At 58.2% G+C, this 12161-nt stretch carries 9 protein-coding genes and 1 tRNA gene; 3 read left to right on the top strand and 7 right to left on the bottom strand.

The genetic code is table 11. The features are described from left to right. Positions 1-27: 27 nt before the first annotated feature. Complete coding sequence (locus ACP6EK_RS03740; RefSeq protein WP_438318084.1) at positions 28-1071, top strand: diguanylate cyclase domain-containing protein; 1044 nt, start codon at positions 28-30, stop codon at positions 1069-1071. After that, a complete protein-coding gene (locus ACP6EK_RS03735) occupies positions 1071-3056 on the top strand; it encodes an HD domain-containing phosphohydrolase (protein ID WP_438318081.1) in 1986 nt (661 codons plus the stop codon). The genes ACP6EK_RS03740 and ACP6EK_RS03735 overlap by 1 nt, the downstream gene beginning before the upstream one ends. 119 nt (positions 3057-3175) lie before the next feature. Here the strand turns inward: ACP6EK_RS03735 and ACP6EK_RS03730 are convergent, their stop codons facing one another. Beyond that, a complete protein-coding gene (locus ACP6EK_RS03730; protein ID WP_438318078.1) occupies positions 3176-4159 on the bottom strand; it encodes an alpha/beta fold hydrolase in 984 nt (327 codons plus the stop codon). Between the two features lie 201 nt (positions 4160-4360). Here ACP6EK_RS03730 and ACP6EK_RS03725 point away from each other — a divergent pair, with 201 nt between their 5' ends. Then, positions 4361-5350: a hypothetical protein gene (locus ACP6EK_RS03725; protein ID WP_438318075.1), complete on the top strand. Its 990-nt coding sequence runs from the start codon at positions 4361-4363 to the stop codon at positions 5348-5350. 43 nt (positions 5351-5393) lie between these two features. Here the strand turns inward: ACP6EK_RS03725 and ACP6EK_RS03720 are convergent, their stop codons facing one another. From ACP6EK_RS03720 to ACP6EK_RS03695, 6 genes are all read right to left on the bottom strand, one after another. After that, the gene (locus tag ACP6EK_RS03720) at positions 5394-6059 is read right to left on the bottom strand and encodes a hypothetical protein (RefSeq protein ID WP_438318072.1); all 666 of its coding nucleotides are present in this window, start codon (positions 6057-6059) and stop codon (positions 5394-5396) included. Positions 6060-6084: 25 nt separating this feature from the next. Then, positions 6085-6159: transfer RNA gene (locus tag ACP6EK_RS03715), tRNA-Asn, on the bottom strand. 27 nt (positions 6160-6186) lie between these two features. Continuing rightward, positions 6187-7278 carry an RNA polymerase sigma factor RpoD gene (gene rpoD, locus ACP6EK_RS03710; protein WP_438318069.1) on the bottom strand — a complete coding sequence of 364 codons (1092 nt, stop codon included), beginning with the start codon at positions 7276-7278 and terminating at the stop codon, positions 6187-6189. 18 nt (positions 7279-7296) lie between these two features. After that, a complete protein-coding gene (gene dnaG, locus ACP6EK_RS03705; protein WP_438318066.1) occupies positions 7297-9057 on the bottom strand; it encodes a DNA primase in 1761 nt (586 codons plus the stop codon). 49 nt (positions 9058-9106) lie between these two features. Beyond that, on the bottom strand, positions 9107-11071 hold the full coding sequence (locus ACP6EK_RS03700) for a sodium-translocating pyrophosphatase (protein ID WP_438318063.1): 1965 nt from the start codon (positions 11069-11071) through the stop codon (positions 9107-9109). 15 nt (positions 11072-11086) lie between these two features. After that, a complete protein-coding gene (locus tag ACP6EK_RS03695; RefSeq protein ID WP_438318060.1) occupies positions 11087-12151 on the bottom strand; it encodes a deoxyguanosinetriphosphate triphosphohydrolase in 1065 nt (354 codons plus the stop codon). Positions 12152-12161 lie beyond the last annotated feature (10 nt).

The raw sequence follows: 12161 nt of genomic DNA, 5'->3' as shown, positions 1-12161 counted from the left end.
TAATTTCCCCCAAAAGGAGGTAGCCCGGTGGCCCGAAAGATTCTCCTCGTGCACCAGAACAATGGCAACTTCCTGCACCTCCACGCTCTCCTTGAGGCGAGCGGATACACCGTCGAGGTAGCCCATGGGGACGTTGCCCGCTCCCAAGGAGAACACCCTGATTTCGTGCTCCTTCCCTGGTCGCTCTACGAGCGGGGACGGCTCAACCTCCTCTTCCTTGAGGGGATTCCGGTCCCCGCCTGGATTATCTCCCGGGACCGCCGGATACTTGCCCAGAACAGAGCCGCCGAAAGGGATTGGCAGACCAAAATCGGAGAGTACTGTTTCCTTGCCATCCGCAAAGGATCAGCCCTCCGGGGAGAATACCGGAAAGCCCTGAAGCGAGGGGTTATCCTTCCAGGAACCCGATGCTACTTCTGCCGGGCCGATGAGGCCCTGCAAGAAGGCCAGACCATCCGGTGCGACATCAGGTGGAGGAAACGTTTCTTCGACGTGTTCTGGGTCCCTTTAGGCGAAGACCTCTACCTCCACTACCTCCACGATATCACCCCGTACCGGGAAATGGAACGAAGGCTTCGCTTTCTTGCCTTCCACGATCCCCTCACCGAGGCCTATAATCGCCGCTTTTTCTTCGAAGCCCTTTCCCGGGAAATTGCACGGGCAAGGCGCCGCAAAGAGACGTTTTCCCTACTCTTTTTTGACCTCGACCACTTCAAAGCGGTGAACGATCGCTTCGGCCACGCCACTGGGGACCGGGTTCTGCGGGAAGTTGCGCAAGCCGCACAATCGGCAATTCGAAAAATGGATTTCCTGGTCCGTCTGGGGGGAGATGAGTTCGTGGTTCTCCTTCCCGCCACCTCGAAAGACGAGGCCAGGAAAGTGGCCGAAAGAATCCAGGAGGCTATTCGTACTGTCGGTGAGCATTTGGCCTTTCCTCTCACGGCAAGTTTCGGCGTGGTCGAGTACACCCAGGGAGAAACTCCCGACACCCTCCTCAGCCGGGTGGATACCCTGGCGTACCGGGCGAAAGGCCTTGGGCGAGACCGCATTGAAAACGGGGAGGGCGCGTGATGCCAAAGGGCATACTCTGGAGGATACTGGCAGCAATCTGGGTTCTGGCGTTTCTGTCCTCCACCGCTTTTTCCGAGGATACCCCACTCAGGGTCCTCATCGACAGGGATTACCCACCCTTTGCCTACTACGACGAGGAGGGACGCTTCGTGGGAGCATCGGTAGAGTTCTGGAAGATGTGGGAAGCGCGAACCGGAATCCCTGTGGAACTCTTGCCGACGGAATGGGCAGAAGTGCACTCCCTCATCCAGGAACGCCGGGCAGACCTCGTGGACACCATTTTCTACACTCCCGAGCGGGCAACTTATCTTGACTACATCCAGCCCCTTTTCCGGGTCACCTCAAGTGTGTACTTCCGGAAAACCCTCAAGGTCCGTTCCCTTTCAGACCTCACCCCTCACGTTGTGGGAGCCAAAGCAAAAGACGCTTTGGTGAACCTCGCCCTCTCCTTCAACCCTTCCCTGCAGTTTCGGCTGTACCCTAACTACGGCGACATCGTCCTTGCGGCACGACGCGGAGAGGTCAGCTGCTTCCTCATGGACGACCCGCCGGCGAACTTCTACCTTGTAAAATACGGGCTTTTAGCTGACTTTTCCCGGCTTCCTCTCCCTACAGAGAATTTCCTCCACCTTGCCACCTGGAAGGGGAATGCGAAAGTCGTGCAGCTTGTCAAAACAGAACTCTCGAAATTTTCAGAAAAAGAGCTCCACGACCTTCTTCAGTCGTACCTTGTTACCGTCAGGGAGTACCCACCCTGGCTTTTCCGGGGCTTGCTCGCCATTGCCCTGGGCATTTCCGGTGCAACTTCCGTTCTCGCGGCGTTCAACAGGAGGTTGCAGAGGCTCGTGCGGCAGGCCACCGCGCAGCTTGAGCGCGCGCTGGAAGGTGAAAAAAGGGCAAGGCGAAGGCTCCTTGAAACGCTTGAGGTCACCGCACTCCTTCCCCTTCTGGAGATTGAGGAAGAGGCATTCCTCTCCCGCATGCTCGACCTTGCTCTGGGAATGATCCCCAAGGCTCCCATGGGAGCCGCTCTACTCATCGATGAAAGGGGCAGGGGGCAAATCGTCGCCGTCCGGGGCCATAAAGCGAGCCTCCTTGGATTTACCTTTGAGCCGGAGGAGCTCATCACGAAAGAGCGGGTCACGGTAGTAGAGGGAGAAGAGTTCTTCGGCCCCCACCGGACGTTCTCCTCTCCCGAGAAATACAGAAGGCTCCTTGAGGGCACCAAGCCCGTTGCCAAAACCCTGGTTGTCCCCCTCCTCTGGGAAGGGAAATTCTTCGGGCACCTCACCCTCGACCTTCCCGAGGGAACGCAGGACGCTTTCGACGACGGCGATATTGCCCTTGCCGAGCAGCTTTCCCGAATTTGTGTAGCCTGCCATGCCCTGCGGGAGTACGCAAGAAAGGAAGAATCGTTCTTCGAGAACCTCCTCGTGGCTCTCGCCAGGGCCTTAGAGTACTACGACAGTGCCACCCTGAAGCACTCTGAGGTTTCTGCAAAGTACGCCCTGCTTATTGCCCGGCACCTTGGACTTGAAGGACAGAGGGCAAAAAGCATCCGCTGGGCCTCCCTGGTCCATGATATTGGGAAAATCTTCATTCCCCAGAGTATCCTCCGGAAACCGGGTCCTCTCACTCCAGAAGAGTATGAACTTGTAAAGCTCCACCCTCTGAAGGGTGAAGAAATCCTGAAAAGCGTCCGGGGACTCGAAGATGTGGCCCGGATTGTCCGGCACCACCACGAGCGTTTCGACGGCCTGGGATACCCGGACGGCTTAGCGCAAGAAGCCATTCCCCTTGAATCCCGCATTGTGGCTGTAGTGGACGCCTTTGAGGCTATGACAAGCGACCGTCCCTACCGCAGGGCGATGGGCATAGCGGAGGCCATTGCCGAACTCAAGCGCTGCGCGGGTACCCAGTTCGATCCGGAAGTTGTGAAGGCAGCCGTGGCGGTGATTGGGGAACTCGCCCTCTGCTCTTCCTGACTCCCCGGCCCGTTCCCGAAAACTCCCCAGGGCTTCTTCGTGCCTCCTTGAATCCTCCAATAGCTGGGGTAGCGTGCACCGTCGGAATTGTTTTCCCAGAGGGACAGGATACCGCAACCTCATCGCAAAGGCAAAGCCAGGGCGTTGCAGAACTCGACGGCGACTCTATAGAACTCCTCCGGATGGGTCTCCATCGGACAATGCGAAGCCCCGGGAACGACCACAAGAGGCGTTTCGGGGAAAACCTCCTGGAACTTCTCAGCCTGCCGCCTCGGTACAAAACGGTCCCGCTCTCCCCAGAGAAGGAGGAAGGGCGGGTGGGGTTTCCCCGAAAACGCAGCAAGCCGAAGCGACGAGGCCTGGTTCACGAGGCTCAGGAGACTCCGGGCAGTCCCCGGAAGCCGAAGCGGTGCAAGGTACCCTTCTACTTCAAAGGTGCTTGGCTTTCGACCGTAGGCTTCAGCGAGGAAACGGCGAACGCGCGAGGGGGTAAGGAGAAGATGCCGAATGAGCGTCACCCAGCATCCTCTCAAAGGAGGAAAAGTCGTGAAGATCTTGAAAAAACGCAGCGAAGGACCTCGGAAAGCCGCATCCACAAGGAGCACTCCCGGGAAACGTTCCGGTTCCTCCATGGCCATGAGGAAGGCTATTTTCCCACCCATGGAGTGCCCGGCAAGGCACCAGGGATTGTAGGAGAGGTGTTCCGGAACAAGGGTCGTATCGAGGAACTCCAGGAAATCGAGGAGGAGCTGGGCCTGTGCCTCTGCTTTCAGCAATTTCCCCGTCACCCTCTGGCTATACCCAAAGCCGGGTAAATCCACCGCTACGATGCAGTATCCCTCGTTGAGGAGGAAGTCTGGTGCGTACCGCCAAGAGAACGTTGACCCACCCAGGCCGTGGATGAGAAAGATTTTCTTCCGGGGATGCTCGGGGAACCACGCCCGGTAGTGGAGGAAAAAGCCGTCCTTCTCCCAGAAATGCCCATTGGCAAACGGTGATTCCCGGCACAGGCCCCAGGAGGTTACAAGGAGCATGGGGATTACGGGGATCCAGAGTACGCTTCTCAGGAAAACCCAGCGTCGCTCAATCGCCTTTTTCCACATCCGGCAACCCCCGGGATCACGGTGTACGATCCCCCAAAGGAACTGTACCAGAAATCCCCTTCTCCTGCAAGAATTCCAGGGAAGACCCTGACCAAAAAGCACAACCAGAGACCCGGCAAGCACGCCGGGTCTTGTCTTTCGGGGGATTCTCAGGGATAATATTGCCATCGCTTGAGAGAAGGTGGACAGGAGGAGCAGGGAGTGCAGTCCGGAAAACCCAAACCGAAAATCACCCCCGCAGTAAAGCGGGAAATCATCCAGATTGTCGATGAGCGCATTCGGGAAACCTATGGGGGCACGGAGGGCTTTGTTGAGCTTCGGGATACCCTTAAAGACCTGGGAACTATTGTCGGCGAACTCGTCAAAGTAGAGAAGAGGAGAGAGGAAGATTTCACCAGGCTCATCGGCCACGTCGAGAAACTCACCGAAGCCCAGAAGCGGACAGAGGAACGGATTGAGGCTCTCGCCGAAGCCCAGAGGAGAACCGAAGAACGGGTGGACAAGCTCACCGAGACGGTGGAGGCCCTGACTGAGGCCCAGAAGCGGACAGAGGAACGGATTGAGGCTCTCGCCGAAGCCCAGAGGAGAACCGAAGAACGGGTGGACAAGCTCACCGAGACGGTGGAGGCCCTGACTGAGGCCCAGAAGCGGACAGAGGAACGGATTGAGGCTCTCGCCGAAGCCCAGAGGAGAACCGAAGAACGGGTGGACAAGCTCACCGAGACGGTGGAGGCCCTGACTGAGGCCCAGAAGCGGACAGAGGAAGAAATCAGGAACCTGACTGCAGGCCTCAAACGGACCCGGGAAGAGCTTGGAGGACTCTCCCGGAGCTTCAGCTATGCCTTTGAAAACGAAGCGTACCGAATGCTGCCCCGGGTACTCCAGGAGAAATACGGGTTCAGGGTAACGGAGCGGTTCGTTCGGATAGACATAGGTGGCGTGGAGGTCAACTTCTTCGGCAAAGGAGAGCGGGAAGGAAAACCGGTGTACTTTGTGGGAGAAGCTAAAATTCGCCTTGATGACGGGAAAGAGAGAGTTTTCCAGGAACTCGAGCAGAAGGCAAAAGCGGTGCAGAAAGAGTACGAAGCGACCGGCATTGTGAAAATCCTCGTCACCCACTTCGCCACCCGGGGATTTCTCCGGAAAGCCGCGGAAAAAGGCGTCATCGTCATTCAGAGCTATGAATGGTGACTTAGGTCACCTTCCCCCCGGGGTTGCGGGAAATTCCTCCGTCTCACTGGGGACTGTACCTCCCTCCAGGTCCTCCGGAGGACTTCCGAGCAAGAACCGCTCCTTCGAAAATCACACGGTAAACCTCGGCGTACCCCCGCTTTCGCTCCCCTCCCTCACCTTCAGACATCACAAGGCCCGAAGAAGACCCATCCGTGTACACCCAGCCAAAGGTTTTCGCCGGAAGCCAAACGTACCAGAAGGCCTTCCCGCGTTCATCGATATTCCAGGGAGCCTTAGGCCAGATGCAGAGAGGAGTCACCACGACATGATAGGTCGCCTGCGGGACAAGACCCCGAAGGGTGAAGCTCTGAGGGTTGACCTGCTCGTAGTATCGACCATCCCGGCTCGGCACGTACTGGGCAGGGACGTCACAGAAGTACACGGGATAGCTGTAACGGGGATCCCTCTGCCAGTACGCCTCAGAAGGAGGCTGCGATGGCTCGACAAGCGAAATTCTGTACCCCACGACAATCTGCCTCAGGGGCAGGTAGTAGAAGGTGATGCCCCCAGCCACACCCTGGTCGGACTCAAAAATGGACGCGACTTCCGGGGTAAAGGGGGGAAAGGTCACCAGAGCCTCTCCCGTGAATGCCTGGGCCAGCACGGGAAGACAGAAAAGAAGAACGATTGCCATACTTCCGAGAAACCGCAGGAATCCCCTCTTCATGCTTTCACCCTCCCTGAAAAAGCAATGGCTCCCCGGGCAGGACTCGAACCTGCAACCATCCGGTTAACAGCCGGACGCTCTACCATTGAGCTACCGAGGAGCGATTCAAGTACAGATTATAAAAACGTCAATCGGATTCGTCAAGATAGTCCCGGAGCTTTTTGCTCCGGCTGGGATGGCGGAGTTTCCGCAGGGCCTTGGCCTCAATCTGGCGGATGCGTTCCCGGGTAACCCCGAAAATCTGCCCGACCTCTTCAAGGGTGTGGGGCTTTCCATCTTCAAGACCAAAGCGAAGCTTCAGGACCTTTCGCTCCCGCTCGGTGAGGGTATTGAGGACGTTCTCGAGCTGCTCCCGCAAAAGGGAGTACGACGCTGCCTGCGGCGGGGCCATGATCCCCGTGTCCTCGATGAAATCGCCGAGGTGGCTGTCCTCCTCTTCCCCGATGGGGGTTTCCAGAGACAGCGGCTCCTGGGCGGTTTTCAGGATTTCCCGCACCTTCTCCGGAGTGATGCCCATGCGCTCGGCGATTTCCTCGGGAGTGGGCTCACGGCCGAGTTCCTGCGTCAGCTGGCGGCTCACCCGGACGAGTTTGTTGATGGTCTCCACCATGTGCACGGGAATGCGAATGGTCCGGGCCTGGTCGGCGATGGCCCTCGTGATGGCCTGACGAATCCACCAGGTGGCGTATGTCGAGAATTTGTACCCTTTGCGGTAGTCGAATTTCTCCACCGCCCGGATAAGACCAAGGTTCCCTTCCTGGATGAGGTCAAGAAAGAGCATGCCCCGGCCAACGTATCGCTTGGCGATGCTCACCACAAGCCGGAGATTCGCTTCGATGAGCTTCTTCTTCGCCTCCTGGTCTCCCTGTTCAATGCGCTTGGCGAGCTCCACCTCTTCTTCCGGGGTGAGCAACGGTACCTGACCGATTTCCTTCAGGTACATCTTGACCGGATCGTCCGCGCCAATCCCCCGAACGTCCTCAATCTGCCAGTCTTCAGCCTCAAGAGCCGGAACCTCTTCCCGAAACATTTCTTCGTCAGAGACCTCGATGCCGAGTTCTGAGAGCGTGTCGTACACGTCGTCGAGTTTGTCGACGTTGACCGCGTCATCCCCCAGGATGTCGTTGAGCTCCTTGAAGGTCACGTACCCTTTCCGTTTACCACTCTCAACGAGCGAAGCAATTTCCTGAGAGGTCTTCTTTTTCCCGTTCCCGCTCAAGGCTCCCTCTCTCCTCTCTCACGTCGTGGTTCTCCGGAGTTTCTCCCGCTCCTGCACCAGGGCATGGTACCTTCTCCAGCCCTCCGGATCATCAGAACGCCTGAGCTCCTCCCGGAGGCTTTGGATTTTCTGCTCAAGCGACGAAAGCTTCACCTGGCGGATGAGGTCCTCCACAAGGTCCTCTCGGGAAGCACAGGCAAATTCTTCCCGGGAGGCAATTTCCCCAACGAGGGCCTGAATGCCCTCCTCCCCCTGGAAAACGTCCACAAGGTCCGAAAGGGTAAACGCCTCTTTCGAAGAAAGATGCACGATGGCCTGGAAGATTCGCTGGTGCTCCGGCTTCTGGAAGTGGTCCCGGTCGATGACCTCCACAATCCTCCCCCGCAGCGTCGCGTCGTCAAAACACGCTCGAAGCAACATCTTTTCGGCCTGCACCCATCCGGGTTCCGGGACCCTGCGGGGGAGCGCACCTCCAGACACCCCAAAGTCTTCCCTCCCGAGCGCCCGTTCCACGAGGACCTCGTCGACGCCAACCCGCTCTGCAAGGAACCTGACCCGTAACGTCCGTTCCACCGGGTCCCTCGTCGCTTCAATAAACGGCGCCATACCCCGGATGACTCTGGCTTTTGACTCCAGAGAAGTATAACCACAGTTCTTCAGCAATAATTCCAGAGCATACTCAAAAAACGGCTGAGCTTTGTCGAGGAGTTCCAGAAAAGCCTCTTTGCCATTCTCCCGGAGGAAGCTGTCGGGGTCATGGGGTGATGGCAGGGTCACAATGTCCACCGCAAGCCCTCGCTCGTATAGCACCGCCATCCCCCGGGCCGTTGCCTGCTGTCCGGCTTGGTCGGCATCGTAGCAGAGTACTACCCGCTCGGTGTACCTCCGGAGAAGCCCCGCCTGTTCCCGGGTGAGTGCCGTTCCCATGGAGGCAACGCAATTCCTCACGCCGTATTCAAAGAGGGTGAGGCAATCCATGTACCCCTCAACGAGGATGGCAAAACGCTGCCTCACGATGGCGTCTTTCGTGGCAAAAAGCCCATAGAGGGATCGGCCTTTCGTGAAGAGAGGGGTATCGGTGCTGTTGACGTACTTGGGCTCTCCTTCCCCAAGAACCCTCCCCGCAAACCCGATGATTCTCCCCTGGGTGTCATGGAGCGCAAAGGTGATCCTTCCCCGGAAGCGGTCAAGGAGTTCACCCCGTTTCGTGACCACACCAAGCCCTGCACGGAGAATCTCCTGCCCTGAGAAACCCTCCCCGAGCAGCCGGGTAATGAGTCCTTTCCCCAAAGACGGAGAAAACCCGAGAGAGAAGGTTTCCCGAACTTCCTCACCCAGCCCCCGCTTCCCCACGAGGTATTCCCTGGCCCGATACGCTTCCTCGTCTTTCCCCACTTCAAGGCACTCCCGGTAATACCGGTTGGCAGACTCAAGTAGCCGGAACAGCCGTTCCCGTTCCTGGAGGGATGACGACATCCCCCTGAAAGCAGAGGGGAGCTCCACGCCACAGCGTTCTGCCAGGAAGGCCACAGCTTCAGGAAAGGTCAGGCGCTCCATACGCATGACGAAGGTGAAAATATTCCCCCCTGCACCACAGCCAAAACAGTAGAAAATGCCCTTCTCCGGAGAAACGGTAAAGGAGGGTGTACGCTCCTCATGAAACGGACAGAGGGCCCGGAAGTTCCGGCCCGAGGGACGGAGCTCCACATACTGAGAGATGAGCTCCACGATATCCACGCGGGCTTTAATTTCCTCCAGGTACTCCTCGGGGATGAACATACGCCCACCCTGTGTTGCCCCGGAGGGGGGTTACCCCTCCGGGTGAGGACTACCGCATGAAGAGGGGGGCAAAGACCAGTGCCACAATGGACATGAGTTTGATAAGGATGTTGAGGGAGGGTCCTGCAGTGTCCTTGAAGGGGTCTCCAACAGTATCGCCCACGACCGCTGCGGCATGCGTTGGTGTACCCTTGCCACCGAGGTTCCCCGCCTCGATGTACTTCTTCGCGTTGTCCCAGGCACCACCGGCGTTGGCCATCATGATGGCAAGCATGAGCCCACTGATGATGGCTCCCGCCAGAAGCCCACCCAGAGCCTCACGGCCAAGCACAAGTCCCACAACAAGGGGTACCACCACAGCCAGAACGCCGGGAAGAATCATCCGGGAAATGGCCCCGCGGGTGCTGATGTCCACACACCGGGCGTAATCCGGACGAGCTTTCCCTTCCATGAGCCCCTTGATTTCCCGGAACTGTCGGCGGACCTCCTCAACCATCTGGAACGCCGCCCTCCCCACCGCCTTCATGGCGAGGGAAGAGAAGAGGAAGGGCATCATGCCACCCACAAAAAGCCCCACCACCGTGTGGGGATGCAGAAGGTCCATGCTCCGAAGGCCCACAGCTTGCCCATAAGCGGCAAAAAGTCCCATGGCGGTGAGCGCCGCAGAACCTATGGCAAAGCCCTTGCCGATGGCCGCGGTGGTATTGCCCAGAGCATCGAGGGAATCGGTGATTTTCCGAACCCCAGGACCCAGGCCGGCCATTTCAGCAATACCTCCGGCGTTGTCGGCCACCGGCCCATAGGCATCAACGGAGACGATGATACCGGTGATTGAGAGCATACCAAGACCGGCAATGGCAATCCCGTACATCCCGGCTGCCCAATAGGCGACGAGGATCGCGCCACAGATGACAAGTAGTGGCAAAACTGCGCTCTCCATGCCCAGGGCAAGACCGCTGATGATGGTGGTCGCTGCCCCCGTCTGCGACGCCTGGGCAAGTTCCCGGGTGGGCCTGAACTCGCTTGAGGTGTAGTACTCAGAGAGGAGCCCAATGGCCACACCGGCGATGAGTCCCGCAACCGTGGCCACAAAAGGCCCAAGGCCCCGGAAAAGGAGAAGGGAGGCAACGAGGCTGAAGACCACGATGAGCCCGCTGCTCACATAGGTCCCCCGGTTCAGGGCCGCCGCAAGCCCTTTCTCGTCTCGAGCGCTCACAAAGAACGTCCCGATAATTGAAGCAATGACCCCAAGCCCTGCAATGAGGAGGGGGTACAGGAGTCCTGCGGTGCTTTCCGCCAGAGCCGTTCCGAGAATCATTGCCGCGATGATGGACCCAACGTAGGACTCGAAGAGATCCGCTCCCATTCCGGCCACATCTCCGACGTTATCCCCCACGTTATCGGCGATGACCGCAGGGTTACGGGGGTCATCCTCAGGGATGCCCGCCTCAACCTTCCCCACAAGGTCTGCTCCAACATCGGCAGCCTTGGTGTAAATACCCCCACCAACGCGGGCGAAAAGGGCCACAGAACTCGCGCCCAGGGCAAAGCCGTTGATGATCTGGGCATCCCGGATAATGGCGTAGAGTATCCCAAGACCTAAAAGCCCAAAACCCACCACGCACATCCCCATGACGGCCCCTGCCGAGAAGGCAACCCGCAAAGCGGGGTTGGCCCCCTGAGTTGCGGCTTGAGCCGTCCGGGCGTTACTGCGGGTGGCAATGCGCATACCCACGAAGCCAGCCATGACAGAGCAGAAGGCGCCAACTACGAAACACCCTGCCGTCACCCAGCCACGGGCAAAACCCAAAACCACAAACATCACCACAACGAACACCACAAGGAAGCTGTACTCTCGCTTCAGGAAAGCCATGGCGCCTTCCTGAACAGCCCGGGAAATCTCCTGCATTTTCTCATTCCCGGGACTGAAGGTGTTGATCCGGCGGATGAGCGTTACGGCAAAGAGCACGGCAATGAGACCGGCAATCGGAGTGAAGTACACGACTCCTCCCATACTGGACACCTCCCTTTAGCGAATTCTCCATCCCTCTTGCGGCCACGAAGAGGGGATGAAATACTTCCGGTAGATGTATAGGGCATAGCGGTCGGTCATCCCCGAGATGAAATCGCAGATGACCGTTCCCAAGTCCTCCTGCCTTTTCCGGGCAAAGGTATACTCCGCCTCAAGGACTTCGGGGTACTCGGCAAAGAACTCATAGAGGTGCTTCACCAGGCGCTTGGCTTTCTCCCGCTCCTGCCATTGTTCAGGACCGAAGTACACCCGCTCGAAGAGGAAATTCCGAAGCGTTTCCGTTGCTTCCTGGACCCGTTCACTCATGCGGATTTCCGGGCGATCGAAGCTCTCAACGACGATATCCCGAACCATGGTGTTGATGCGCTCTCTGTGGGTCTCTCCCAAAACAGCAATGGCCTTTTTGGGAAGCTCTTCAAAGCGGATGACCCGGGCCCGCAGGGCGTCATCGATGTCATGGTTCACATAGGCGATGACGTCTGCCCAGCGTACCACCTGCCCCTCAAGCGTCGCCGGAAGGTCCTCAGGGGAAGCGGTAAGGCATGCAAGATGCGTTTTCGAGTGCTTCACGATGCCATCCCGTACCTCCCAGGTGAGGTTCAGGCCTTCCCCATCCCGCTCAAGACAATCCACAACCCGGAGGCTCTGCTCGTTGTGTTTGAATCCCCCCGGGTGAACCTCGTTCAGCGCCTCTTCTCCAGCATGGCCAAAAGGGGTGTGCCCGAGGTCATGCCCAAGGCTTATGGCCTCCACTAGGTCTTCGTTGAGGCGAAGCGCCCGGGCAATGGTGCGGGCAATCTGAGAGACCTCAAGGGTGTGGGTGAGACGGGTCCGATAGTGGTCTCCCTCAGGACTCAAAAACACCTGGCTTTTGTGCTTGAGGCGGCGAAAAGACTTGCTGTGGAGAATGCGGTCCCGGTCCCGCTGGAAACAGGTCCGGAGCTCGCATTCTTTCTCTTCCTTTCCCCGACCCCGCGTCTTGGTACTCAAGGTGGCAAAAGGAGAGAGCAGTTCCCTCTCCCTCTCTTCGAGGAAACGCTTAATGCTCTGAATGTCCACCATGACCTCAAGG

This window comes from Candidatus Caldatribacterium sp. SIUC1 (assembly GCF_051549785.1).
Lineage (GTDB): Bacteria > Atribacterota > Atribacteria > Atribacterales > Caldatribacteriaceae > Caldatribacterium.
This window is presented reverse-complemented; position numbering and strand designations above follow the sequence as displayed.

What these genes read in the sequence shown, in the direction of transcription:
- ACP6EK_RS03720 (WP_438318072.1), bottom strand. Translation starts at nt 6,059, where the DNA reads ATGAAGAGGGGATTCCTGCGGTTTCTCGGAAGTATGGCAATCGTTCTT.
- ACP6EK_RS03700 (WP_438318063.1), bottom strand. Translation starts at nt 11,071, where the DNA reads ATGGGAGGAGTCGTGTACTTCACTCCGATTGCCGGTCTCATTGCCGTG.
- dnaG (WP_438318066.1), bottom strand. Translation starts at nt 9,057, where the DNA reads ATGTTCATCCCCGAGGAGTACCTGGAGGAAATTAAAGCCCGCGTGGAT.
- ACP6EK_RS03695 (WP_438318060.1), bottom strand. Translation starts at nt 12,151, where the DNA reads ATGGTGGACATTCAGAGCATTAAGCGTTTCCTCGAAGAGAGGGAGAGG.
- ACP6EK_RS03735 (WP_438318081.1), top strand. Translation starts at nt 1,071, where the DNA reads ATGCCAAAGGGCATACTCTGGAGGATACTGGCAGCAATCTGGGTTCTG.
- ACP6EK_RS03730 (WP_438318078.1), bottom strand. Translation starts at nt 4,159, where the DNA reads ATGTGGAAAAAGGCGATTGAGCGACGCTGGGTTTTCCTGAGAAGCGTA.